Annotated in this window: 22 protein-coding genes; 18 read left to right on the top strand and 4 right to left on the bottom strand. The window is 60.0% G+C overall.

Annotation, left to right across the window (positions count from 1 at the left end; genetic code table 11):
• The first annotated feature begins 1 nt into the window (after nt 1).
• From H6866_00750 to H6866_00725, 6 genes are all read left to right on the top strand, one after another.
• Nucleotides 2–793: a type III pantothenate kinase gene (locus H6866_00750; GenBank protein USO07796.1), complete on the top strand. Its 792-nt coding sequence runs from the start codon at nt 2–4 to the stop codon at nt 791–793.
• Nucleotides 790–2,490, top strand: a complete 1,701-nt coding sequence (locus H6866_00745; protein ID USO07795.1) for a ribonuclease J — start codon at nt 790–792, stop codon at nt 2,488–2,490. The genes H6866_00750 and H6866_00745 overlap by 4 nt, the downstream gene beginning before the upstream one ends.
• A gap of 13 nt (nt 2,491–2,503) precedes the next feature.
• Nucleotides 2,504–3,022: a hypothetical protein gene (locus tag H6866_00740; protein USO07794.1), complete on the top strand. Its 519-nt coding sequence runs from the start codon at nt 2,504–2,506 to the stop codon at nt 3,020–3,022.
• Nucleotides 3,019–4,518, top strand: a complete 1,500-nt coding sequence (locus H6866_00735; GenBank protein ID USO07793.1) for a proline--tRNA ligase — start codon at nt 3,019–3,021, stop codon at nt 4,516–4,518. Before H6866_00740 ends, H6866_00735 begins: the two co-directional genes overlap by 4 nt.
• Nucleotides 4,519–4,712: 194 nt before the next feature.
• Nucleotides 4,713–5,705, top strand: a complete 993-nt coding sequence (locus H6866_00730; GenBank protein ID USO07792.1) for a hypothetical protein — start codon at nt 4,713–4,715, stop codon at nt 5,703–5,705.
• A 21-nt stretch (nt 5,706–5,726) separates the two neighbouring features.
• Nucleotides 5,727–6,728, top strand: coding sequence for a hypothetical protein (locus tag H6866_00725; GenBank protein ID USO07791.1), 1,002 nt, complete (start codon nt 5,727–5,729; stop codon nt 6,726–6,728).
• A 3-nt stretch (nt 6,729–6,731) separates the two neighbouring features.
• On the opposite strand, the gene H6866_00720 is transcribed toward H6866_00725, so the two are convergent.
• Nucleotides 6,732–7,016 carry a hypothetical protein gene (locus tag H6866_00720; protein ID USO07790.1) on the bottom strand — a complete coding sequence of 95 codons (285 nt, stop codon included), beginning with the start codon at nt 7,014–7,016 and terminating at the stop codon, nt 6,732–6,734.
• Between the two features lie 73 nt (nt 7,017–7,089).
• Between H6866_00720 and H6866_00715 the strand changes: the two genes are divergently transcribed.
• The 3 genes from H6866_00715 (at nt 7,090) to dnaE (ending at nt 12,672) form a co-directional block, all read left to right on the top strand.
• Nucleotides 7,090–8,331, top strand: coding sequence for a lipoprotein-releasing ABC transporter permease subunit (locus tag H6866_00715; protein USO08535.1), 1,242 nt, complete (start codon nt 7,090–7,092; stop codon nt 8,329–8,331).
• Complete coding sequence (locus H6866_00710) at nt 8,324–8,998, top strand: ABC transporter ATP-binding protein (protein ID USO07789.1); 675 nt, start codon at nt 8,324–8,326, stop codon at nt 8,996–8,998. The genes H6866_00715 and H6866_00710 overlap by 8 nt, the downstream gene beginning before the upstream one ends.
• A 242-nt stretch (nt 8,999–9,240) precedes the next feature.
• Nucleotides 9,241–12,672 (top strand): DNA polymerase III subunit alpha, encoded by a 3,432-nt coding sequence (dnaE, locus tag H6866_00705; protein USO07788.1) that lies wholly within the window; start codon nt 9,241–9,243, stop codon nt 12,670–12,672.
• Here the strand turns inward: dnaE and H6866_00700 are convergent.
• On the bottom strand, nt 12,650–14,008 hold the full coding sequence (locus H6866_00700; GenBank protein USO07787.1) for a hypothetical protein: 1,359 nt from the start codon (nt 14,006–14,008) through the stop codon (nt 12,650–12,652). The genes dnaE and H6866_00700 overlap by 23 nt on opposite strands.
• Nucleotides 14,009–14,151: 143 nt before the next feature.
• On the opposite strand from H6866_00700, the gene H6866_00695 reads away from it, so the two are divergent.
• Nucleotides 14,152–14,514 carry a hypothetical protein gene (locus tag H6866_00695; protein ID USO07786.1) on the top strand — a complete coding sequence of 121 codons (363 nt, stop codon included), beginning with the start codon at nt 14,152–14,154 and terminating at the stop codon, nt 14,512–14,514.
• On the opposite strand, the gene H6866_00690 is transcribed toward H6866_00695, so the two are convergent.
• Nucleotides 14,501–15,145, bottom strand: a complete 645-nt coding sequence (locus H6866_00690; protein ID USO07785.1) for a hypothetical protein — start codon at nt 15,143–15,145, stop codon at nt 14,501–14,503. The two genes, H6866_00695 and H6866_00690, sit on opposite strands and share 14 nt — an antisense overlap.
• Nucleotides 15,146–15,324: 179 nt before the next feature.
• Between H6866_00690 and rpsB the strand changes: the two genes are divergently transcribed.
• The 3 genes from rpsB (at nt 15,325) to H6866_00675 (ending at nt 17,784) form a co-directional block, all read left to right on the top strand.
• Nucleotides 15,325–16,128 carry a 30S ribosomal protein S2 gene (gene rpsB / locus H6866_00685; protein ID USO07784.1) on the top strand — a complete coding sequence of 268 codons (804 nt, stop codon included), beginning with the start codon at nt 15,325–15,327 and terminating at the stop codon, nt 16,126–16,128.
• 84 nt (nt 16,129–16,212) lie between these two features.
• The gene (locus tag H6866_00680) at nt 16,213–17,139 is read left to right on the top strand and encodes an elongation factor Ts (protein USO07783.1); all 927 of its coding nucleotides are present in this window, start codon (nt 16,213–16,215) and stop codon (nt 17,137–17,139) included.
• A 279-nt stretch (nt 17,140–17,418) separates the two neighbouring features.
• Complete coding sequence (locus H6866_00675) at nt 17,419–17,784, top strand: dihydroneopterin aldolase (GenBank protein USO07782.1); 366 nt, start codon at nt 17,419–17,421, stop codon at nt 17,782–17,784.
• A gap of 3 nt (nt 17,785–17,787) precedes the next feature.
• Here H6866_00675 and H6866_00670 read toward each other — a convergent pair whose 3' ends face one another.
• Complete coding sequence (locus H6866_00670; protein ID USO07781.1) at nt 17,788–21,066, bottom strand: response regulator; 3,279 nt, start codon at nt 21,064–21,066, stop codon at nt 17,788–17,790.
• A 156-nt stretch (nt 21,067–21,222) separates the two neighbouring features.
• On the opposite strand from H6866_00670, the gene H6866_00665 reads away from it, so the two are divergent.
• The 5 genes from H6866_00665 to H6866_00645 all read left to right on the top strand — a co-directional run bounded on the left by H6866_00665 (nt 21,223) and on the right by H6866_00645 (nt 24,277).
• Nucleotides 21,223–21,702, top strand: a complete 480-nt coding sequence (locus H6866_00665; protein ID USO07780.1) for a response regulator — start codon at nt 21,223–21,225, stop codon at nt 21,700–21,702.
• Nucleotides 21,699–22,067, top strand: coding sequence for an Hpt domain-containing protein (locus H6866_00660; protein ID USO07779.1), 369 nt, complete (start codon nt 21,699–21,701; stop codon nt 22,065–22,067). Before H6866_00665 ends, H6866_00660 begins: the two co-directional genes overlap by 4 nt.
• 110 nt (nt 22,068–22,177) lie before the next feature.
• Nucleotides 22,178–22,924 (top strand): UMP kinase, encoded by a 747-nt coding sequence (locus H6866_00655; GenBank protein USO08534.1) that lies wholly within the window; start codon nt 22,178–22,180, stop codon nt 22,922–22,924.
• Nucleotides 22,925–22,979: 55 nt separating this feature from the next.
• Nucleotides 22,980–23,534, top strand: coding sequence for a ribosome recycling factor (gene frr, locus H6866_00650; protein ID USO07778.1), 555 nt, complete (start codon nt 22,980–22,982; stop codon nt 23,532–23,534).
• Nucleotides 23,535–23,539: 5 nt separating this feature from the next.
• Complete coding sequence (locus tag H6866_00645) at nt 23,540–24,277, top strand: isoprenyl transferase (protein USO07777.1); 738 nt, start codon at nt 23,540–23,542, stop codon at nt 24,275–24,277.

Genomic DNA, 24,277 nt, shown 5'->3' with positions numbered 1-24,277 from the left:
CATGCTTCTTGCCATTGATGCCGGGAATACCAACACCGTGTGCGCGTTGATCGCGCCGGGCGCGGAAAACCCGGCTGCGTTGTGGCGCATCCGGACCGAGGCCGCGCGCACCGCCGACGAATACGCGGCGTGGATGCTGCCGCTGGCGCAGGCGGCGGGACTTGACCTGCGGTCGGTGGACGGGGTGATCGTGGCGTCGGTCGTGCCGGAGGCGAATTTCGCGCTGCGCCGGTTTTGTGAAACCTATATCGGGATAAGCCCCGCCTTTGTCGGCGAGGCGGGGGTGGAGGCGGGCATTCCCGTGCATCTGCCCCGACCCGAGGAGGTGGGGGCGGACCGCCTGGTCAACGCGCTTGCGGCGCGGGCGAAATACCGGTTGCCCTGCGTCATCATCGATTTCGGCACGGCAACGACCTTTGACGTTGTGGACGCCGGCGGGGCCTATGTCGGCGGGGTGATCGCGCCGGGGGTCAATCTTTCGCTGGACGCTTTGCACCGCGCGGCGGCAAAGTTGCCGCGCATCGCGGTGGCGCGGCCAGACCGGGTTATCGGCACGGACACGGTTTCGGCGATGCGTTCTGGGGTATACTGGGGGTATGTCGGGATGATGGAGGGGGTGCTTTCCCGCATCACGACGGAACTGGGCACGACGCCCAGCGTGGTGGCGACGGGCGGGCTTGCGCCTCTGTTCGCCGGTGCGTTAAAGGGTATCGACGCGGTCGACGACGCGCTGACGTTGCGCGGGCTGGAAATCATATATGCGGGGCGTAAGGCCCGGAAAGCGGCGGCATGAAAGCCAAGATCAAACACGACGAACGCCTGCCGGTACCGGGGCGCGACGGGGTGACGTTCCTGCCCTTGGGCGGGTGCGGGCAATTCGGCGCGAATTTTACGCTGTACGGGTATGACGGAAACTGGATCGCAGTGGATTGCGGCATGTCATTTGCCGATGAACGTCTGCCGGGTGTGGACGTGGTTCTGCCGGACCCGACGCTGATCGCCGAGCAGCGGGATCGGCTCAAGGCCCTGTTCGTCACGCACGCGCACGAGGACCATATCGGCGCGATCGCATGGCTATGGCCGCGGTTGCGCTGCCCCGTGTATGCCACGCCTTTCACCGCCGCGCTTTTGCGCCGCAAGCTGGAAGAGCACGTCTTTCCCGACGGCGGGCCCAAAATCCATGTGATCAAGCCGGGTGAAAGCGTGACGCCGGAAAACGGTTGGTCGGTGACCTTCGTGCCGGTGGCGCATTCGATTCCCGAAGGCAACGCGCTTGCCATCGTTACACCGGCGGGGCGAATCGTGCATACGGGGGATTGGTGTCTGGATCCCGACCCCATTCTGGGCACGCATACCAGCCCTGAAACGTTCCGCGCCCTGGGCGCGGCGGGGGTGATGGCCTATGTCGGGGATTCCACCAATGCCGACGTGCGCACGCAGCCGCCGACCGAACTGGAGGTCGAGGCGGGGCTGGCCGAGGTGTTCAAAGGCGCGCCGCGCCGGATCGCGGTCACGCTGTTTGCATCGAACGTCGCGCGGATCATTTCGATTTACCGCGCTGCGCAAAAGGTCGGGCGGCAGGTGGCTTTGGTCGGGCGGTCGCTGGACACCATGGTCGAATGCGCGCGCGAGGTCGGGATCATGCCCGCGCATATGCGCTTTTTAACCGGCGACGACGCGGCGGACATGGCGGACGACAAGGTCGTGCTGGTGGTCACCGGCAGCCAGGGCGAGGCGCGCGCCGCGCTTTCGCGCATTGCGCGGGGGGTGCACCCTTCGGTCAAACTGAAACCTGACGACGTGATGGTGTTTTCATCGCGCGCCATTCCCGGCAACGAGGTCGCGATCAACGAGATCAAGAACGAGCTTTTGGCGATGGGCGTGAAAATCGTCACCGACCGCGATGCGCGGGTCCATGTATCCGGACACCCGGTGCGGGCCGATCTGGCGCAGATGATCGACTGGCTGAAGCCCGCCGCCGCCATCGCGGTGCATGGCGAGCGTGTGCAGATGGAAAGCCACGCGGCGCTGGCGCGCGAAAAACAGGTACGCAGCGTGCGGGTGGGGGCAAACGGCGAAATGCTGTTAATCAAGCCAGACGGGGTTTACCCGCAAAAAGTGTTTCCGGTGGTGTTCAACGCGGTGGATTTCGACCGTATCGTGCCTGCGGACGACATCGCGATTCTGGAGCGCCGGAAGATGAGCTTCAACGGCGCGGTGTTCGTTTCGATCGTCGCGGACGGCAAAAGCGGCGACGTTCTGGACGTGCAGGCCAGCACCGTGGGGCTGTTCGACCCCGCGCGGGACGAGGACGCGCAGCATCTGGCCGATCTTGAGGATGCGGCGGCGGACCGGTTCGAGCGCCTGCCGCGCAAGGAGCGCCTGTCGCAGGATGCGGGCGAGGAAGCCGTGCGCGCGAGCGTCAAACGGTTTTTCCGCGACCTGCACGACATCAAGCCTTTGGTCAACGTGCATGTATCGCTTGTATAAAGAAGGATTGGTCATGGGTCGTTTGCTGTTTTTGGTCGTGTTGCTGTCTTCCGGGGTCGTGTGCGCGATGGACAAGGTGGAGCGCGAGGCGCTGCCGTCGCCAGGGCAAGGGCAGCATAGCGAAACATCGCCGGCGCGACAGGTTGACATGGCGGCATCGCCGGAGGACGAGGCGCTGATGTTATGCCAGACCGTGCAGATGATGAGTGCGCAGGACGGCGGCGGCAAGGCGGGCGCGGCCGGGCCGGATTACCAGCCGGGCGTCGATGCCTATGGCCGTCCGGTGGTTCCGGCGGAAGGCATCGCGCAGCCTGTGTTCGACCTGCCCGATCGGATCGACATTCCGCTGAACATCGACCTTTTGAAAAAGGTGGGGATCATCAACGCGCCGACGCCGGATCTTGGGACCAATGTTGGAACCGTGTCGATCAGCAAGGGCGGACAGGTCACATTCAACGGGCAAGATACAACCGCGTCGCTGCAATCCTATTGCGCGGCGCATTACGACCCTAAAAAGGCAGAGCAAAAATGAGCCAGAGCGCCGCAAAGCAGCAACCCCAGCCGCAGGGCAAGAAACCGCAAACCGCGATTACGCCGACCCGGGCCGAGGATTTTCCCGGTTGGTATCAGGCCGTCATCAAGGCCGCGGATCTGGCCGAAAACTCGCCCGTGCGCGGGTGCATGACCATCAAGCCCTATGGCTATGCGCTGTGGGAAAACATGGTGCGGATTTTCGATGGCTGGCTGAAGGATTACGGGATTCAGAACTGCGCGTTTCCGCTTTTGATTCCTGTGTCGTTTCTGGCCAAGGAAGCCGAGCATGTCGAAGGTTTCGCCAAGGAATGCGCGGTGGTGACCCATCACAGGCTTGAGGCCGATCCGTCGGGCAAGGGCCTGCGCCCCGCGCCGAGCGCGGAGCTGGAGGAGCCGTATGTCGTGCGTCCGACATCGGAGACGATCATCGGGGATTCGATGTCGCGCTGGGTGCAGTCGTATCGCGACCTGCCGTTGAAGTTGAACCAGTGGTGCAGCGTCATGCGCTGGGAGATGCGCACGCGGATGTTCCTGCGCACGTCGGAATTTTTCTGGCACGAAGGGCATTGCGCGTTTGCCGACCACGAAGGGGCGGAAAAAGATTGCCTGACCATTCAGGGCATGTACGAAAAATTCTTTCTTGAATATCTGGCCATTCCGGGCATCAAGGGCGTCAAGACGCCGGAGGAGCGTTTTCCCGGCGCGAACGAAACCTATACGATCGAAACGCTGATGCAGGACGGCAAGGCGTTGCAGGCGGCGACGTCGCACGATCTGGGCCAGAATTTCGCGAAAAGCTGCAACATCAAGTATCAGGACAAGGACGGCAAGGAGGCGTTCGCGCATACGACGTCGTGGGCGTTTACCTCGCGCATGATCGGAGCGATGCTGATGATTCACGGCGACGACGACGGCATGATCACGCCGCCGCATATCGCGCCGCAGCAGGTGGTGGTCATACCCGTGCTGAAGGGCGAAGGGGACGCGGCGGTTTTGGCCGCGTGCGACGATCTGGCGGCGCAGGTCAAAGCGGCGGGGTACCGCATCCATGTCGATGCGCGCGATATGCGCACGCCGGACAAAATGTGGGACTCGATCAAGAAAGGCGTGCCCATTCGGGTCGAGATGGGCGCGCGCGAGATCGCGGAAGGCAAGCTTACGCATGTGCGGCGCGACCTTGGCCGCGAAAGCAAGAAGACCGAGGCGGCGGCGGATTTCGTCAAGAACCTGCCGGGTCTGGTTCAGGCGATGCACGACGACATGCTGGCGCGGGCGCGCAAGTTCCTTGAATCCAATCTGGTCGAGGTGTCCTCGCTGGCCGAGATGCGCGCGCATTTCGCGGATGAAAGCAAGGGTGGGTTCGTGCGTATCGACACCGCGTTGACCAAGGACAACCCGGAATTCGACGCGATCAAAAAGGATTTCGCGGTGACCGCGCGTTGCCTGCCTTTTGCCGACAAGGGCGCCAAGGTGATCGTGGGCCGGGCGTATTAGGGCTTTGGATTGATGCGAATTTTCGCTCGTCATGATCCGGCTTGCCCGGGGCATCCATCGTGTGTAATGGCGGATATACCTCATTCTTTGCCGTGGATTTACCGCATGCGCGGGTAATGACTGACGATTTTATCGTGACTTAATCTGACCCTATGGCATTGCGGTGCCGGGTACGGCGCAGGTACCATTAAAGGATGGGCTGGCGCACGCGGGTTCTGAATGTCGATTCCCGTTTCCTTCTCGGGCTGTATGCGATCATACCGTTGACGCTGCTGTTGCAGCTTGCCGACCATTTCATGCTGGGCGGGCGCGTGCGCGCGATGCTGCCCGCACAGCCGGAATCGTATCTTTGGTATATCTTCCTGTTCAACCTGCCGCATATCATGGCCAGTCTGGTCACTTATGCCGATCGCGAATATCTGCGCGCCTATCGCTGGCCGCTTTTGCGCGCGGGGCTGGTCGCCGTGTTTGCGCCCGCGCTGATGGCGGCTGTGATCGGCATCAACGCCTTTTTTATCTTTATCGCTTTTTACACGGTCTACCACGTGTTGATGCAGCAATACGGCGTGTCGCTGATGCTGATGGGGCGGCGGCCCGATCTGCTTTTTCGGATCTGGCGCTGGGTTTCGATTCTGGCGGCGGGGATGCTGTATCTTGATGTCTATCGCCCGTATGCCTTTCAGGCCTATACCCATGTCACGCCTCAGGTTCTGGGCGGGATTCTGACGCTGCTGGCTTTGCCGTTCGGCCTTGGATTTTATGTGATGGCACGGCGGGCGGGTGCGATCAGCGTATGGTCGCAGGCCTATTATCTGGCCAGTGTCGCGATCGTTCCTGTTTCATGTTTCGACAGTTTCTGGGGGTATCCGTTCATGCTGGTGTTGATTCCGCGCTTCGTGCACGACGCGACTGCTTTTGCGGTTTACGCCGTGCACGACCACAACCGGAATCTGGCTGCGCGGCATAATTGGCTTTACCGGGTTCTTGCGCCTTTGGGCGTTTCGCCGGCCATCTTGTGTCTGCCTTTGGGGGTTGCACTGGCGTGGGGTTTGACCGCGTATCAGGACCAATCGATGACGGTGATGTACGCGCTGGTGGTGTTGATGCTGATGCATTACGGGCTGGAGGGGGTGATGTGGAAGCGGGGCAGCCCGCACCGCCGAAACACGCCCTTTCACATCGCCTGAGCGCGGGGTAGACTTTCAGGTATGGATTGGGCGAAGCGCAGGCTTTCGATCGATACGCGGGTGTTGCTGTCCTATTACGGCATCATGCCCGTGCTGGTTGCCGTGGCGCTGGCGGATCATTATTTTCTTGGCGGGCGCCTCCGCGCCGTGCTGCCGATGCGTCCGGAAATCTATGTCTGGTGGACCATCGTATTCAACCTGCCGCATATCATGGCCAGTCTGGTCACCTATGCCGAACCCGAATATCTGGGCGCCTATCGCCGCCCGCTGACGCGCGGGGTGTTGATCGCGGCGGCGTTGACGCTGGGCGTGCCGTTCGTGCTGGGGCAGGCGTGGCTGTTCGTCAGTGTCGCGTTTTACACCATGTATCATGTGTTGATGCAGCAATACGGCATTTCCCTGATGCTGGTGCGACGCGGGCCGGACCGGGTGTTTCAGGTTTGGCGCTGGCTGTCCATCGCCGGGGCGGGGATGATTTACCTGAAGGTGTATTATCCGCCGCTTGATTACGCGCTGCACGACGACTGGGGGATCGCGCTGGACACATCCGGCATCGCGCTGATCGCGGCATCGCTGCCCTTCGGGCTGTGGTCGCTGGCGCGCGTGGTGCGCGATCCCGCGCCAAGCCTGTATTCAAAGGCGTATTACGCCGGAACGTTCTGCATGACCGCGCTGTCGGCGGCGTTCTATCAGGCGGGGTATGTGTTCTTCCTGTTCCTGATCCCGCGTTTCGTGCACGACGTCACCGCGTTCACCGTCTATGCCGTGCACGACCATAACCGGAATCTGGAGGTCAGGCACAACCGCATCTATCGTGCGCTGGCGTGGACGCGTGTGCCGCCCGCCCTGTTATGCGTGCCGCTGGGGATCGGGATCGCGTGGCTGTTTTCCAACCGCGACGGCGGCAGCACGGCGCTGGCCGCGTTCGCGACCATGTTCAGTTTTCTGCATTATTACATGGAAGGGTATATGTGGAAGCGCGGGACGCCGCACCGCCAGAACGCGCCATTCCGCATTGCCTGACGTTTAGCGGATGCTGCTTTTGGCGGGGGCGCCTTGCTTGCGAGCGTGCAACGCCTTTAATCCGCTGTCGAGCAATCGCGTGTCGAGCCCTTCGATACGTGCTCGCCCAATTTCGTGCAGTAACGCGCGTTCGGTATAGTCGTCATGCGTGACGCGGACACGCTTGCCCGTGCCATCCGCGCGTTGAACGGGGGTTGCCAGTGCGAACAGGATGGTCAGATTGCCTTTTCCGTCCGGTTCTATTTTAAAGCCTGTGTATAGCGGTTTGCCCTTAAGATCGAATGCCATCCAAAACTCCTTTTGTTACGTAAATAGTAAATCCCGATTGAATCCGTCAAATTATTTCTTCATGGTCTGGCGCATGTTTTCCGTGTTTGAACGCATGATGGCGTGGCGATACCTGCGCGCGCGCAAGGCCGAGGGGTTTGTTTCGGTCATTGCCGGTTTTTCCTTCATGGGCATTTTGCTGGGGGTGGCGACGCTGATCATCGTGATGTCGGTGATGAACGGCTTTCGCGCCGAGCTGATGGGCCGGCTTTTGGGCCTGAACGGCCATTTGAACGTGGTCGCGCCCAAGGCCGAGGTGGTGGATTACGACGCGCTGGCGGCGCGGCTGGGGCAGGTGCCGGGGGTCACGGGCGTATTTCCGATGATCGAGCGGCAGGCGCTGTTGACCTCCGGCGGCCGGTCGAGCGGGGTGATGGTGCGGGGCCTTTCGGCGGAAAGTTTTGCCAAAAAGCCGGTGTTGGCCGACGGCATCCGTGAAGGGTCGTTGGCCGAATTTGGCGAGGACGGGGCCGCGATCGGCGTCGAAATGGCCAGAAAGCTGGGCTTGAAGATCGGGGATTCGATTTTGCTGATCAGCCCGCAGGGCAAGGCCACGCCCTTTGGCACCATGCCGCGCTCGCGCACATTTACCATCAGCGTGATCTTCGATGTCGAGATGTACGAATACAACGCCAATTTCGTGTTCATACCGCTGGCGGCGGCGCAATCCTTCTTCGGTACCGGGGACGGGGTGGACGCGCTGGAAATCTTTACCACCGATCCGGCGCGCAGCGACGCGGTGGCCCGCAAGCTGGCAGAACAGATACCGCCGGACATGGAGGTCATCGACTGGAAGGACAGCAATAAAAGCTTTTTCGGCGCGTTGCAGGTCGAACGCAACGTCATGTTCCTGATTTTGACGCTGATCATCCTGGTCGCGGCGTTCAACATCATTTCGTCGATGATCATGCTGGTCAAGGACAAGGGGCGCGACATCGCGATCTTGCGCACGATGGGCGCAACGCGGGGGTCGATGCTAAAAATCTTCATTCTGACAGGCGCGACCATCGGCGTGGTCGGCACGCTGGCGGGCGCGGGGGTGGGGATCGCCTTTGCCCTGAACATCGAGTCGATACGCGAATTCCTGCAAGGCCTGACCGGCACGCAACTATTTTCGCCGGAGGTATATTTCCTGTCCAAACTGCCGGCCAAGCTGGACTGGTCGGAGGTCGGCGCGGTGCTGGCGATGGCGTTCGGCCTGTCGTTTCTGGCCACGCTTTATCCCGCGTGGCGGGCCGCGCGCCTCGATCCCGTGGAGGCGCTGCGGTATGAGTGAGCCGGTCCTTAAAATCGAGAATCTGCGCCGGACCTATCGTCAGGCGGATTCGGATCTGCATGTTTTGAACGGGGTTTCATTCGCCGTCGGCGCTGGGGAAATGGTGGCCCTGATGGGCCAGTCCGGGTCGGGCAAATCGACCCTGCTGCAATGTGCGGGTCTGCTGGACACGCCAAGCGCGGGCTCTGTCGCCATTGCCGGGCGCGCGGCGGAAAAGCTGAACGAGGGCGCGCGCACGGCGCTCAGGCGCGAAACCATCGGGTTCGTGTATCAGGCGCATCATCTGTTGCCGGAATTCAGCGCGCTGGAAAACATCATGCTGCCGATGATGATCGCGGGCCAGACAAAGGGCGATGCGCGTGCGCGGGCCGCCAAGATGCTCGACGCGCTGGGGCTTGCGGCGCGGGCCGACCATCGCCCCGCGCGCCTGTCGGGCGGGGAACAGCAGCGCGTGGCCATCGCCCGCGCGCTGGCCAACCGCCCCAAGCTGCTTTTGGCCGACGAGCCCACGGGCAATCTGGACCCCGATACCGCGGAATCCGTGTTTAAAATGCTGGAAACCCTTGTCCGCAAGACCGGCGTCGCCATGTTGATGGCAACCCACAATCCCGATCTTGCCGCGCGCATGGATCGTGTGCTGCGCCTAGATAAGGGTGTCATTTTATAAATTTGACATATTGTTATAAATCCAGAATGTGGATGGCAATGGACGTGCAAGCTGTCGGGCGAATATGGCCGCATCGTGTGCTGAAAGCAGAATGAAATGAGGAGCGTCTTCGTCGATTGCGCGGTGTATCGGGCCAGCCGGGGCGTCAAGCTGCCCAAACCGTGAGAGCGTTGCGCTGCCACTGGGGACAGTGCGCAATAATGCTTTGAAACCGCAGGTGCGGATTGCGTAAAGTCGGGGGCATGGCCCCCGGTTTCGTTCATTTGCATGTCCATACCGCCTATTCGCTGGCGGAGGGAGCGATTCCGGTCAAATCGCTGGTTAAAATGTGCGCGGGCGCGGACATGCCCGCAGTCGCGATCGCGGATACCAACAACCTGTTCGGCGCGCTGGAATTCGCCAAGGAGGCCGCGGGCGCCGGGGTGCAGCCGATCATCGGCGTGCAGATGGCGATCGGGTTCGAGCGGCATGAGCTGACGCTGCTGGCGCAGACGCCGGAAGGGTACAAAAACCTCTGCCGTCTGGTGTCGCGCGCCTATCTTGAAAGCGAGGCCACGCACGGCGTGAACGCAAGCTGGGACGAGCTTGCGGCCTGCGCCGGGGGGGTGATCTGCCTGAGCGGCGGGGTGCGTGGGCCGGTGGCGCAGTATCTGCTGCACAACCAGCCCCGGGACGCCGAGCGCATGGTCAAAAAACTGGCCGGGTTGTTCGACGGGCGGTTTTACATCGAAATCCAGCGCCACGGCGTACGCGAGGAGCAGGCGTGCGAGGCCGGGCTGGTTGATCTTGCGTACAAGCACGACATCCCGCTGGTGGCGACCAACGACGTGTATTTCGCCGATTCCGACATGCATGAGGCGCACGACGCCCTGCTGTGCATCGCCGGGGGGCGCTATGTGACCGAGGAAGACCGGCGCAGGGTTTCGCCCGAATGTTATTTCAAATCGGCGGCGGAAATGCGCGCATTGTTCGCCGATTTACCCGAAGCGGTGGACAATACGCTGGTCATCGCGCGGCGGTGTTCGCACTTGCTTAAACCTATCGACCCGATTTTGCCGCCCTTCAGCCTTGGGGATGGGCGCAGCGAAATCGAAATTCTTGAGGACGAGGCGCGGACGGGGCTGGACTGGCGGCTGGAAAATTATGTTCTAAAACCTGATATGTCGGATGAAGAACGTAGCCTAACTATCAGTAAGTACAAAGAAAGATTGCAATTTGAAATCGATACGATCAAACCCATGGGGTTTGCAGGCTATTTCCTGATCGTTTCCGATTTCATCCGTTGGGCCAAGGCGCACGGCATCCCGGTGGGGCCGGGGCGGGGGTCTGGCGCGGGGTCGGTCGTGGCATGGGCGCTGCGCATCACCGACCTTGACCCGCTTGTGTTCAACTTGCTGTTCGAGCGGTTTTTGAACCCGGAACGCGTGTCGATGCCCGATTTCGACGTCGATTTCTGTCAGGACCGGCGGGACGAGGTCATCCGTTACGTGCAAGACCGATATGGCCATGACCGGGTGGCGCAGATCATCACCTTTGGTAAATTGCAGGCGCGCGCGGTGGTGCGCGACGTGGGCCGGGTGCTGCAGATGCCTTACGGGCAGGTGGACCGGCTGGCCAAGATGATCCCGCAAAATCCGGCCAATCCGATCTCGCTTGAGGAGGCGCTGGAGGCCGATGCCGATTTGCGGGTCGAGTTGCGGCGCGAGGAAACGACGGCGAAGCTGATCGACATCGCGCTGAAGCTGGAGGGGTTGTACCGTCACGCCTCGACCCACGCGGCGGGCGTGGTGATCGGCGACCGGGCGCTGGAGGAGCTGGTGCCGCTGTACCGCGACCCCGGCGGCACCATGCCGGCGACGCAGTTCAACATGAAATTCGTCGAAAGCGCGGGGTTGGTGAAGTTCGACTTCCTCGGCCTCAAGACCATGACGGTCATCCAGAAGGCGGCGGAACTGATCGGGGCGCGGCGCGGCACGCCTTTGGACATCCTGTCCATTCCGCTGGACGACGAAAAGACCCTGTCTTTGATCGCACGCGGGGAAACGGTGGGCGTGTTCCAGCTTGAAAGCGCGGGGATGCGCGATCTGGGCATCAAGATGAAGGTGTCCAATTTCGAGCAGATCATCGCGCTTGTCGCGCTGTTCCGGCCTGGACCGATGGAGAATATCCCCAAATACCTGGCCTGCCTGCACGGGCAGGAGGAAAAGGATTACATGCATCCCAAGCTTGAGCCGGTGCTCAAGGACACTTACGGGGTGATGATCTATCAAGAGCAGGTGATGCAGGCGGCGCAGGTGCTGGCCGGGTACAGTCTGGGCGGCGCCGACCTGTTGCGCCGCGCGATGGGCAAAAAAATCCAGTCCGAAATGGACGCCCAGCGTGAACAATTCGTCAAGGGCGCGGCGGCGCACAGCGACGTGGGCCCCATTCAGGCCAATGCGATTTTCGATCGGATCGACAAATTCGCGGGGTACGGGTTCAACAAGGCGCACTCGGCAGGGTATGCGCTGATCTCGTACTGGACGGCTTGGCTCAAGGCCAATCATCCGCTGGAATTCATGGCGGCGTCGATGACGCTGGATCAGGGCAATACCGACAAGCTAAGCGTTTTTCGGCAGGAATGCGCGCGCATGGGCATCCCGGTCCTGCCGCCTGACGTCAACGCGTCGTCCTATGAATTTTCGGTGGAGGGGCGGTCCATCCGCTATTCGCTGGCCGCGCTCAAGGGCGTGGGGATGCAGGCGATGATGGATATGACCGCCGAGCGCGCGCAGAACGGGGTTTACAAGGATATTTTCGATTTCGCGGAACGCTGCGACCCCAAAATCCTGAACAAAAAGACCATGGAGGCGCTGGCCGTTGCGGGCGCGTTCGACGGGTTCGGGTTAAGCCGCGCGGCGGCGTTCGAGGCGGCGGAGGTCGTCTTGCGTTACTGCCAGAACATGCACGCGGACCGCGATGCGGGGCAGATCGGCCTGTTCGGCGCGGGGGCTGGCGGGGTGTCGGCCAACCGGCCCCCTTTGCCCGATCGCGGAGAATGGGATCATCTGGAAAAGCTGCGTCATGAATTCGAGGCGGTGGGGTTTTATCTGTCCGCCCACCCGCTGGACGCGCAGCGCGCCTTGCTGGCGCGCATGGGTGTGGTGTTGTCGAGCAATCTGCCCGCGCGGCTGCAATCCGTGCCGCATATCAAGGGAACGATGGCGGGCGTGCTGCTCAAGAAAAACGAGAAAGTATCGGCCAAGACCGGCAATAAATACGCGTTTTTGCAGATGTCGGATTCGGGCGGGGTGTTCGAGGGCATGATGTTTTCCGAGGAGCTGGCGCGCACGCGTTCCTTGCTGAATGCCGGGGAAAGCCTGCTGTTGCAGGTGGATGCGGAAATGCGCGAGGATAGGATGCGCATCACCGTGACGGGGGTGCGACCGCTGGCCGACGCGCTGGCCGGGATGCCGCGCAAATGCATGGCAACCATGACCGACACGGCGGGGCTGGAGCAGCTTAAATCCATTCTGACGGGGGACGGGAACGGCGTGTCGTCGCTGATGCTGAATGTTCCCGCGAATGACGGGCGGCGCGCGGAAATGGTGCTGCCGGGGCGGTGGAAGCTTTCGCAGGGCGCGATGGCCGCCATCCGCCGCGTCGCGGGAGTCAGCGATCTGAGCGAGGGGTAGACGGAGTGAAAGCCTGTGGAGCGCCGTGTCCCGCGCTTGGCGCTGTGCCGTTGCGTCGAGCGAGAACATCATCGGCCTTTTGAAAAATATCATGAAAATAATTTTTCCGGACGTTGTCGGGTATTCCGGTTTGTCCTGTCGGTGCCGGTGTTGATCCAGGCGGCGGTGGCGGTGACGGGCAGGCGTAAATCATGCAGTCAATTGAATCCGGTGCATCCGGATTAACCGCCGCATGTACCGGTGTACGTAAATTTTCGCGGAGGCTGGCGCGAATGTGGCGTGAATTCATTGCCGAACAGATTGCGGCGAAGGCGCGATCATGTTTTGGTGCAAAGGAATCCAGTATCAGACGACCCGTTTGCGGGCTGTATTCCGCACCGTGGATATGCCCGGTTTCACCAACGATGAATACATCATGCGCGCTTCCCCCAGCGTATGAAAATGGGTTGAGGGTTTCATCCAGTTTGCACAGATAGCTCCGGACGCCTTTCCGGGCTTCAGTGGATACATACAGGCCTTTGCCCAAATTATGCATGTTCAGCAGATTGGTCAGGACTGGTTTTGTATTCAGACTTGCTGACGCGTTCGGTTCTCTTGGCGCGTACGGTATTTCAGGTGTGGGATTGTAATATTGAGACGATCTGTCTCCGTCCGGGAAGGCGCGGGTTAAGATTTTCGGCGCAGCATCGTCTCGAAACAATGTGATTGTTTCCTGTGGTTGCTTCTCTAGTCCGAGCGCGCGCTTGCTGTGCGCGATGGTCTTTTCGCATTGTTGATTGACCGCCCGCTTTACATCGTCGGCAATCAAAAAAGCGTTTTCGATCTGCTCGTCCCGATAAAGGCCGCTTTCTTTCATAGCCTTTGTCAGGATTTTCGCAGACGGTTCGTCCGTGACAATTTTAAATGGCGTTTCGGTCAGTGATATGCGACAGCCACGTTCATCAGCCGGACCTTGATAGTCGGGCGGCAGGATATGCAGACCATCCTGATCCATAACCCTGTATCCGGCTTGTGCAAGCTGTCTGGCAGGCAAAACCAGATAGGCAGGGCACTGCGTTATGCTGGAGATGCCGTAAAATGTGTCCTTGGCGACACATACGTTATGGGCTTCTGTTCGGCTGTTGGCTGTGGCATCGTTTCCATGCGTTACGTCGCCGGGAAAATTGAATGTGCGTGCATCGGCATAATTTAACCGCTGCAGTTCGTTGTTGGATAAAAGCATCCCGCTGACAATGATATCGATCATGCGTCCGAGATCGGCGCCATGTGTAAAAACCGTATCAGAATGAATTTCAATGACGTCCGCATGCGGGGCGCCACTGCGCGATTCTGTCATCACGACATGGTAACGGCAGTTTTTTAAATTATGGTAAATATCTTGTTGTGGAAACTAGATAAGTTTGTTAAGTTTTGGAAATGAGTAACATCATCGTATTCACTCGCGCGGGTGCAAACCGGCCTGCGGCGGCTAAGTTTAGCATGAAAGAGGCAATCATCGGGCGCCTTTCCGTAAGGCCAGACGCCCTGCGCGCGGAAATCCGCGCGGCGTTCGGCGTGGAGGTCGGTATAACCGAGGTCGAGCCGGGCAAGATGGTGGCGGCGCTGGAAGCTGTAATGGTGTGGTCCCCGCAATTCCAATATCCGCTGAATTTTGCCGGAAAGGATGCGGCCGAGGCTGTTGCGCGGCTGTATTACCGCATGACCCATGATTTGCGGCGTGGCGAATTGTTGCGGGTTTCAGGGGCGAACGGGATGGCCGAATGGGGTTACGACCGGGCGGCGGGATGTTTTCGCCCGCATCGGGAAATCTCCGCCCAGGTTTGCGCTTTCAGCAAAACATGACCGATGGATAGGCAGGGGGCGGCGGCGCGTCGTTGAATGTCCTTTGCGTGCTGACCAGCCCGCGCGCGGCTTCGCGCAAGGTATCAAGCGCGACGGCACGGCCATAGAGGTCACAATCCCCGGGAGAGCGCAGATAAATCCGGCTGTGCAGGCCTTGCCGTGCGCGGGCGCTGAGCGTCGGGAACAACAGCGCGTCGTACATTTCGCCGTCGGCTGCGCGGGCGTAAAGCGCGAGATGGAAGATCAGCCCCAATGCGCGGCCGTCGCTGCGGTCCATGTCCGGCGAGCCGGGGATGTCGGCGGCGCGGGCGAACAGGGCGCCGACCCGGGCGAGGCTTTGAAGATCAGGCGGGGTTTTGACACGGGGCAGATGCGAAAGGTCGCAGACGTCAGAATGCCCGATCACCGGACGGATCACGGTTTTAGCCATATTCTCGGCAATAGCCGTGAAATCCGGCGCGGCGTACCCTTTGTGCGGGCGTGTGTGCGCGCCATAGCCGTATTGCGGCAGAGTGGCCAGATCGGCCCGTTTCACGCCGCGTGCATGCAGGTCCATGGCTATTTTCGCGCCCGCTTCGGGCATCAGAAGGGGGGTGGCGAAAGGGGAAAGCAGGATCAGCGTGTTTTGCATCGGGGCGATTTCAGCATGTCGGGTGCGGTTATGTCACCTTTTTTGTGACGATTTTCCTTGCTTTCGGCGCGGTAAAACGTCATAACCGCGCCATCACACATGCGGGATTCCTTAAACAGTGGGCTTGTTGCCCCAAGGCCCGCAGCGGAAACAACTGTTTAACAAAAGGACCATACCAAATGGCAATGCCGACCTATTCCATGCGCCAGCTGCTTGAAGCGGGCGTTCACTTTGGACACAACACCCGCCGCTGGAACCCCAAGATGAAGCCTTTCATCTTCGGCGTGCGCAACAACATCCATATCATCGACCTGCAACAAACCGTGCCGATGCTGGACGCCGCGCTGAAGGCGATCCGCGACACGGCGGCACGCGGTGGCCGCGTCCTGTTCGTCGGCACCAAGCGTCAGGCGCAGGCGAAAGTCGCCGAATCCGCCAAGAAGTGCGGCCAGTACTACGTCAACCACCGCTGGCTGGGCGGCATGCTGACCAACTGGAAAACGATTTCGCAATCCATCGCGCGTCTGCGCGAGCTTGAGAATTCCGATTCCGCCGGCTTCACCAAAAAAGAATTGCTGGACCGCAGCCGCGAAAAGCTGCGCCTTGAACTGGTCATCGGCGGCATCAAGGACATGGGCGGCCAGCCGGACATCATCTTCGTGGTCGATACGATCAAGGAAGACATCGCGATCAAGGAAGCCAACGTGCTGGGCATTCCGGTCGTCGCGATCGTCGATTCCAATTCCAGCCCCGACGGCATCACCTATCCGGTGCCGGGCAATGACGACGCGCTGCGCGCGATCGAGCTGTATTGCGATCTGGTGTGCGATTCCGTGCTGGACGGCATTGCCGCGGACCTTGCCAAATCGGGCACGGATCTGGGTGCCGCCGTCGACGTGAAGGTCGACCTGCCCAAGCCGACCGCCAAGGTCGAGGCCGAAGCGGAAGAAGCCAAGCCCGCCAAGAAAGCGGCGAGCGCGTAATTTGTTTGTTTTGCCCGTTGCCTGACGGCCTGCGGCTTTGCCGCGTCGCGGCAACGGGCGTTTTCACCCAACAAGGAAATCAAAATGACCCAAATCACTGCATCGATGATTAAAGACCTGCGCGAAAGCACCGGCGCGGGGATGCTGGACTGCAAAAAGGCGCTTGAAGAAAACGCCGGAAACCTTGAAGCCGCAATCGACTGGCTGCGCACGAAGGGGTTGTCCAAGGCGGCGAAGAAATCGGGCCGCACGACATCGGAAGGTTTGGTCGTGGTCGCGACCAGCGCGGACGAAAAACGCGCAGTGGTGGTCGAGGTCAACTCCGAAACCGATTTCGTCGGCCGTAACGAACAATTCCAGGCTTTCGTGCGCGACATCGCGCAACTGGCCGCGCGCGAAAAGCACGATCTTGAAAGCCTTCTGGCCGCGCCGCTTTCGGGCAAGCCGGTTTCCGAGGCGCTGACCGAGCTGATCGCCACGATCGGCGAAAACATGGCGGTGCGTCGTATGGCATCGCTGGAAGTCGGGCAAGGCGTGGTCGCCAGCTATGTCCACAACGCGGTGTTGCCGGGTCTGGGCAAGATCGGCGTTCTGGTTGCGCTGGAATCCGCCGCGCCTGCCGAAAAGCTGCATGAGCTTGGCAAAAAACTGGCGATGCATGTCGCCGCCGCCAACCCGGAATTCCTTGAGGTTTCCGCGGTCGACCCCGCCGCGCTGGAGCGCGAGCGCAGCGTGCTGAGCGAACAGGCCCGCGCCTCCGGCAAGCCGGAGGAGGTCATCGCCAAGATGGTCGATGGCCGCATCCGCAAATATTACGAGGAAGTGGTGCTGATGGAGCAGGTCTTCATCATGGACGGCGAAAACAAGATCGCCAAGGTGGTCGAGGCCGCCGCGAAAGAGGCCAGCGCGCCGATCAAGGTGGCTGGATTCGCGCGCATGGCGCTGGGCGAGGGCATCCAGAAGGAAGAAACCGACTTTGCCGCCGAAGTGGCTCGCGCCGTTAACGGGTAAAGTTTTTAAACCATCCTTGATGATCCGTCATTGCCCGCGGATGCGGGCAATCCATGGCAAGGAATGCTGAATATCCGCTATTTGGCGTGATGGATCACCCGGATAGGCCGGGTGATGACGGCATAAAGGGCAGGGCCAATATATTTTAGGATCACAGTAAAATGACAAAGGGCGGATGGTGTATCCGCCCTTTTTTGTGAGTGTTTCGGTCCGGGGAAAGATGAATTTGCCCAAGTGTGCGCGGGCTGATACATCTGCGTCACGATGAAAGAGGCGTTATTGAGCAAATCGAAAGGGCGCGAAACCACCCGTATCGTCATTCGCGATTTGCGGATGATGGCGGAGATCGGCGTCTATCCGGCCGAGCGCGGGGTGAAGCAGCCGGTGGTGGTGAACGTGGTCGCGGATATCGCCGCGCCACAGGACGCGCCTGTGGATTTTTACGTATGTTATCATACGCTTGCGAAAAATGTGCAGGCGTTGGCCGGGGCCGGGCATATCAATCTGGTCGAGGATCTGGCGGAAGGGATCGCGCGCATCGCGCTGGCGACCACGGGCGTCATCGGTGTGCATGTGCGGGTGGAGAAAACGGCCGCGCTGCCCGATGCGGCAGGCGTGGGCGTCGAGATTTACCGGACACTTTAAGGGTCAGGCCGTACCCAGCCACTTTTTCAGGATCAGCGCGATTTGTTCGGCGGTGAACGGCTTGTTCAGATAGTCGTTCATGCCGGCCGTCAGGCATTTTTCTCGGTCGCCGCTCATCGCGTCGGCGGTGATGGCCACGATCACGGGTTTGAGCGCGCGGTTCGGATTTTCGGCGCGGATGGTGCGGGTGGCCTGAAACCCGTCCATTTCGGGCATCTGGCAGTCCATGAAAATCAGGTCGTAGGTGTTCGCGCGCACGGCGTTGAGCGCCTCCAGCCCGTTGGGGGCGAAATCAACGGCGCAGCCGAACGGCTCCAGCACCTTGGCCAAAATCAGCTGGTTCACCTTCATGTCATCGACAACAAGGATGCGGCGGTCGGCATAGCGTTTGTCGGCGGCGTTTTCGTCGTCCTGCCTGTCACCGTACAGCACGCGATTGACGATGTTGCGGGTGATGAAGGTCTCCATGCCCGCAGGTGCGCTATCGTCAAGCAGGAGTTTGAGCATTACCTCCACCTGTTCGGGCGTGTAGGGACGCGTCAGGTAGCCCGAGGCGCCGGTCGTATACGGTCCGATCACCGATGTGATCGCGCCGATATTGGCAACGACAATGACATGACCAAGGCGTCCGCCCGCCTGTGAATACTGGGTCAGGCGGTCGATGGCAGCGGCGTTGCTTGCATTGCCGTCAAGGAAGATGAAGTCGTATGGGGTGAAATCCTCGACTTCCGCGGTCGCGACGCCATCGCAGGCAATGCCAAGGTTGGACAGCGTCTGGGTCATGTTTTCGCGCGCGGGTTTATAAGCCTTGATCACCAGCGCGTTATGTCCCTGAAGCCGGATGTCGGGCCGGTACGTGCCTGTATGCGCCATGGGGCCGCGCAGGCCGGCTGGGATGACAAGGCTAAAGGTCGAGCCCTTGCCCACCTCGCTGATTACATCGATGTGTCCGCCCATCAGTTCGGCCAGGCGACGGCAGATGGCAAGGCCAAGGCCCGTGCCGCCAAAGCGGCGGGTCGTCGATTCCTCGACTTGCGAGAATTGTTCAAAAATGTATTCAATTTTTTCAGGCGGGATGCCAAGCCCGGTGTCCTCAATCGCGATTTTGAGCGTGACTGAATCCGGTTCCTGTCCTGGCTCCGCGCCAAGATGGATGTGGACGTGTCCGCTTTCGGTGAATTTGATCGCGTTGCTTAGGAAGTTTGTGAGGATCTGCCTGATGCGCACAGGGTCGCCGCATATGGATTTTGGGAAATTCGGCTCGGCAGAAATCAGCACTGATACCTGTTTTTCGGCGCAGCGCAGGGCGAACAGATCGGTGACGTCACCCAACATGCGGAAGATGTCGAAGGTGACGCGCTCGATTTCAAGCTTGCCCGCCTCGATCTTCGAGAAATCGAGTACGTCGTTGATGATGCCAAGCAGGTTTTCGCCGGATTTGTAGACAATGTTGGCCCAGATGCGCTGTTCCCCCGTCAACTTGGTTTTCAGCATCAGTTCCGACATGCCCATGATCGCGTTCATGGGCGAGCGGATCTCGTGGCTCATATTCGCCAGAAAGTCGCTTTTTGCGGCGTTGGCAGCCTCGGCAATGGATTTGGCCTGTATGAGCGCTTGCGATTGTTCGGCCTCGCGCTCCTGTTCGCGCAGCAAGCGGAATGTATAAAGCGCAACCACAAGCGCGATAAGCATGATACCCAGCGGGATGACGATTTCGATCGCGTCGCCGAAATACAACATCGCGTTTTGTTTGTAAGCGATCGTCCACGGTGTTCCGCCGGCAACGAAATCGGTGGCAATGGTGTAGTTGCGGTTTAAACCCATCCTTGCAGAGACATGGATGTCATCATCCGCCGTGTCCATTTCCGGCATGTGGTCGGGACTGAGTTCAGCCTTGATTTCCGGTGTCAGGCGGTGCGGCAGGGCGAGATCGTAAAAATGCTTTTTCAGGCGGCCAAGATTATAAAGTCCGATGATATGTCCGTGTTGTCGCGGTTCGTCCGCGCTGCCATGCGATTGGGTGGGATAATCGAAAATAACGTAATCGGTGTCGGGTACGCGGGCGATGCGCAGATTGCGGGTTTGCGCCCCGGTCCTGAGCGTTTCGACCAAGCGGGCCAGCGCATCTGTGTCCAGCATCCGGACGCCTGGTTTGGCGTAGGCCATGATTCCGATTGCCCAGTCTTCGTCGTCGGGGATGAAATAGGCGCCATCCTGATAGGGTGAGCGGTCGAGATAGGCGGCGGTAAAAGTTTCGAATTCCTTTGGTTCCACGCTGTTCGAGGATTCAAAGAAAGCGTCGATGGCCAAAGCGTTGCGCTGGCCTTGCTGGATGTAATGTTGAAAATCGCGCGAAAGCAGAGTCGTTTCGCTTTCCAGGTTCTGGCGGTGCCGGTGTTCGAGGGAGGAAGCCGTATAAATCGCAAGGCACCCGCCCAGGATGATCGAAAGGGCGGGGGGGAAATAGACCTGAAACAGGCGCTGGATTCGGGTTTCCCTTTGTTCGGCATGGCCGGGCAGGAGAAGGAAAATGCCTGAGCCGAACACCGTTACGGTGGCGCCCACGATCCATAATGTCAGGCCAAGAAAGCTCTGGTGTGAAGCCAGCGCGCAATTGGCATAGGGATGAATGATCGCGGCTTTCATACCCGTGTAGTGCATGCCGCAAATAGCAAAAGCCATTAACAGCGATGCGATAATCCGACCGGCGATCAGACGACAGCGGCCGCACCATGCGCGGACGTTGAAAAACAACCACAGCGCCGCGCCTGCGGCCAGAATGGCAATCAGTACGGATAGCAGGAATATCGGCTGGTCGTAGGTCAGTACCGCGTCCATCTGCATGGCGGCCATGCCCGTATAATGCATGGCGGCGATGCCAATGCCGATCAGGACGGCGCTTTCAATCAGTACATAGGTGGAATATGTGCCCCGCCTGACGACGTTCAGCGCGCCGAAGGCGCAGACAACCGCGATGACCATCGAAATAAAGGTGGTCATCGGCTCGTAACTCAGGCGCATGTTGGTCTGAAAGGCCAACATGCCGATAAAGTGCATACTCCAGATTGCGGTGCCCAGAACCAGCGATCCGATCAGGTGCATGCGGTGGGTATATGGGGTGTCGGGTGCCCCCGCGATGCGCTCCGCGTAAAGCAGGGTGATCAGGGATCCCGTGAAAGCCACGGCATAGGACAGCGCCAGCAAGGTTGCATCGTAATGGCTGGAAATGGCCGTCGCCGGCGCATCGTTTGAAAGCAGTATCGTGGGATCAAAGGGGAACATTCGGTAAAACCGCTAAAATTTGATACAATTTTTATTAGAAAGAATATACATCTCTATCTATATCCGGTTTATAATTATCATGCAGTCATATGTAAGAACCTGTTAACGGGATTTTTTTACAACTCATCCGTCAACGTGAGGGGCATGTATACGGAAATGCGTTCTGACAACACGGCAAAGGCAGGGCGCTCGCAGCTTCCAGAAATGACATCGCAACAGACCTTCGTTTTTGAAAGTCTGGCGCGGACCAAGCATTCGCGCAAGCGTCTGGTCGTTCTGGTGGCCGAGGACCAGTTGTTCACCCGCAAGCTTCTGTTCACCGCGCTGATGGGTCTGTGTGAGGTGCATGTCGCCGCCAGCGGGCGCGAAGCGTGGCAGACCTTCATCGAAATCTATCCCGATCTCGCGCTGCTGGACATCGACCTGCAGGATATCAGTGGTCACGATCTGGCCAGACGCATCAAGCGCGCCGCCCCGGAAACCTTTGTCGCCATGGTCACCGCCAATAATTCGGTCGATGACGTGGAGCAGGCGCGGGGCAACCGTGTGGACGGCTTCATCGTCAAGCCTTTCAACAAGGCCAAAATCATGCAATGCCTTGAAAAATGCGCCCAGAACAAGGAAATCACGCGATGACGCAATCCACGTCCAAAGCTGTGTCCGCCGATGCGCCGCATGTCGATCTATCCCCGTTACGGGAAATGACCGGTACGGATGCAGCATTGGAAACCGAACTGTTCGAGGCTTTTTACGAAGGGGCGATAGCCTGCATCGCGGGGCTGGAGGGGGCGACGGCCCCCGAGGACGCGCAAACTTGGCGCAAACATGCGCATGCGCTTAAGGGGATAAGCCGGAATCTTGGGGCCATGCCGTTGGGCGAACTGGCTTTCGAGGCGCAGGAAAAATGCGAGGCCGGGGCGGACGAAAAAGTCCGGATGCTGGCCGGAATCAAGGCCGAATACGCACTGGTCGAGGCGTATCTGCGCGGCGTTCATCCGTAAACGCTTATAAACCTTCGTAAGCCTTCGGGCATGTGTTGCATCGTGCGGCGCGCGCTGCTAAACCTTTGCCAAACCAGACAAAGGCCGAATTTATGACCGCGAGCGCCGCCATGAAAACACCTTCCGCCAAAGCTCAACCCCTGCCTTACAAGCGCGTGCTTCTGAAAATGTCGGGCGAGGTGCTGATGGGCGGCAAGGAATTCGGTATCGACCCCGCCGTCGTTACGCGTGTGGCGCGGGACATCAAGGAAGTCATCGATACAGGCATTGAAGTCTGCGTCGTTGTCGGCGCGGGTAATATTTTTCGCGGCGTGTCGGGCGCATCGCAGGGTATGGACCGTACCACCGCCGATTACATGGGCATGCTGGGCATCTGCATCAACGCGCTGGCGCTGCAAAACGCGCTGGAGCAGCAGGGCGTGCCGACGCGGGTGCAATCGGCCATTCACATGAACGCGATCTGCGAGCCGTATATCCGCCGCAAGGCGATGCGCCACATGGAAAAAGGGCGGGTCGTCATTTTTGCCGCAGGCACCGGCAACCCGTATTTCACCACCGATACCACGGGCGCGCTGCGCGCTTCGGAAATGGATTGCGACGCAATCTTCAAGGGCACCAAGGTGGACGGCGTATATACCGCCGATCCGTTCAAGGACCCAACTGCCACGCGGTTCGAGCGCATTACGTACATGGATGTGCTGACCAAAGATTTGCGCGTCATGGACGCGACGGCGATCAGCCTTGCACGGGAAAACGACGTGCCGATCGTCATCTTCAATATCCGCGAGGAAGGCAATTTCGCACGCGTCCTGAAAGGCGAGGCCAAGTGCACCATCGTATCGGGCGACAAACAATAACCGCAATCCGGTAGCAAACCATCCAAGACGGACCATCCAGAAGGAGATGACATCCATGGCTTTCGACATCAACGACCTCAAGCGCCGCATGGGCACATCGATCGACGCTTTGAAAAAAGAATTCGCCGGTCTGCGTACGGGGCGGGCCAGCGCGAACCTGCTGGACGCAGTGACGGTGGAGGCATACGGGTCGCGCATGCCGTTGGCGCAATGCGGGTCGGTCGGGGTGCCCGAGCCGCGGCTTTTGACCGTGTCGGTGTGGGATTCCGGGCTGATAAAATCGGTCGAAAAGGCAATCCGTGACGCAGGGCTGGGCCTCAACCCACAGACGGACGGAAGCCTGGTGCGGGTGCCGATTCCGCAGTTGAACGAGGAGCGGCGCAAGGAATTGCAGAAAGTCGCCGGTAAATACGCAGAAGGCGCGCGGGTTGCCGTGCGCAACATCCGCCGCGACGGGATGGACGAAATCAAGAAGTTGGAAAAGGACAAGGCCATTTCCGAGGACGAGGCCAAACGCGATTCCGACCTTGTGCAAAAAGCGACAGACGAACTGATCGGCCAGATCGACAAGCTTCTGGCGGAAAAAGAAAAAGACATCATGGTGGTGTAAGCCGCATGAATGCCATATCCCCCGATACGCTGCCCGCGCATGTCGCCGTCATCATGGACGGCAACGGCCGTTGGGCACGGATGCGCGGACTGCCGCGCACGGCGGGGCACAAGGCGGGCGTGGATGCGACGCGGCGCACGGTGCGCGCGGCTTCGGAAATGGGAATCCGTTATCTGACGTTGTTCGGGTTTTCGACCGAAAACTGGTCGCGTCCGAAGGGCGAGATTTTTGACTTGATGGGGCTTTTGCGCCTGTATCTGCGGGCCGAGGCGGCCGATCTGCACCGCGCGGGCGTGCGGCTGCGCGTTATCGGACGGCGCGATCGGCTGGATGCGGACATCGTGGAAATGATCATGCGGGTCGAGGAGCTGACCCGTGAAAACACCGGGCTGAACCTGACTATCGCGCTGGATTACGGCGGGCGGCAGGAAATCGTGGCGGCGGTGCAGGCGTTGATGCGCCTTGGCTATGGTCCGGAAATGGTGGATGAAGACGCGCTCTCGCGCCAGATGATGACCGCCGCGCTTCCCGACCCGGACCTCTTGATCCGTACCAGCGGCGAAGAGCGGATCAGCAATTTCCTGCTATGGCAGTGCGCTTATACGGAATTCCATTTCACGGATGTATTGTGGCCTGATTTTTCCAAAGAAAATCTTGAGGCGGCGGTTGCCGCCTATGCCGGGCGTCAGCGCCGCTTTGGCGGCGTCGAGACCGACGATCCATCCCGCAAGCGGACGGTGTGA

Source organism: Rhodospirillales bacterium (assembly GCA_023898805.1).
Classification (GTDB): Bacteria; Pseudomonadota; Alphaproteobacteria; order Micavibrionales; family UBA1664; genus UBA6145.
Note: the sequence above shows the minus strand (reverse complement) of the source record. Positions and strands in the feature narration are given on the sequence as shown.

Coding starts and splice junctions, on each gene's coding strand:
- H6866_00720 (USO07790.1), bottom strand. CDS start 7,016: ATGGCATTCGATCTTAAGGGCAAACCGCTATACACAGGCTTTAAAATA.
- H6866_00695 (USO07786.1), top strand. CDS start 14,152: ATGAAAGAGGCAATCATCGGGCGCCTTTCCGTAAGGCCAGACGCCCTG.
- H6866_00680 (USO07783.1), top strand. CDS start 16,213: ATGACCCAAATCACTGCATCGATGATTAAAGACCTGCGCGAAAGCACC.
- H6866_00730 (USO07792.1), top strand. CDS start 4,713: ATGGGCTGGCGCACGCGGGTTCTGAATGTCGATTCCCGTTTCCTTCTC.
- H6866_00665 (USO07780.1), top strand. CDS start 21,223: ATGCGTTCTGACAACACGGCAAAGGCAGGGCGCTCGCAGCTTCCAGAA.
- H6866_00660 (USO07779.1), top strand. CDS start 21,699: ATGACGCAATCCACGTCCAAAGCTGTGTCCGCCGATGCGCCGCATGTC.
- H6866_00745 (USO07795.1), top strand. CDS start 790: ATGAAAGCCAAGATCAAACACGACGAACGCCTGCCGGTACCGGGGCGC.
- H6866_00645 (USO07777.1), top strand. CDS start 23,540: ATGAATGCCATATCCCCCGATACGCTGCCCGCGCATGTCGCCGTCATC.
- H6866_00735 (USO07793.1), top strand. CDS start 3,019: ATGAGCCAGAGCGCCGCAAAGCAGCAACCCCAGCCGCAGGGCAAGAAA.
- H6866_00700 (USO07787.1), bottom strand. CDS start 14,008: ATGACAGAATCGCGCAGTGGCGCCCCGCATGCGGACGTCATTGAAATT.
- H6866_00715 (USO08535.1), top strand. CDS start 7,090: ATGTTTTCCGTGTTTGAACGCATGATGGCGTGGCGATACCTGCGCGCG.
- H6866_00655 (USO08534.1), top strand. CDS start 22,178: ATGAAAACACCTTCCGCCAAAGCTCAACCCCTGCCTTACAAGCGCGTG.
- H6866_00710 (USO07789.1), top strand. CDS start 8,324: ATGAGTGAGCCGGTCCTTAAAATCGAGAATCTGCGCCGGACCTATCGT.
- H6866_00750 (USO07796.1), top strand. CDS start 2: ATGCTTCTTGCCATTGATGCCGGGAATACCAACACCGTGTGCGCGTTG.
- H6866_00740 (USO07794.1), top strand. CDS start 2,504: ATGGGTCGTTTGCTGTTTTTGGTCGTGTTGCTGTCTTCCGGGGTCGTG.
- dnaE (USO07788.1), top strand. CDS start 9,241: ATGGCCCCCGGTTTCGTTCATTTGCATGTCCATACCGCCTATTCGCTG.
- H6866_00670 (USO07781.1), bottom strand. CDS start 21,066: ATGTTCCCCTTTGATCCCACGATACTGCTTTCAAACGATGCGCCGGCG.
- H6866_00725 (USO07791.1), top strand. CDS start 5,727: ATGGATTGGGCGAAGCGCAGGCTTTCGATCGATACGCGGGTGTTGCTG.
- H6866_00690 (USO07785.1), bottom strand. CDS start 15,145: ATGCAAAACACGCTGATCCTGCTTTCCCCTTTCGCCACCCCCCTTCTG.
- frr (USO07778.1), top strand. CDS start 22,980: ATGGCTTTCGACATCAACGACCTCAAGCGCCGCATGGGCACATCGATC.
- rpsB (USO07784.1), top strand. CDS start 15,325: ATGGCAATGCCGACCTATTCCATGCGCCAGCTGCTTGAAGCGGGCGTT.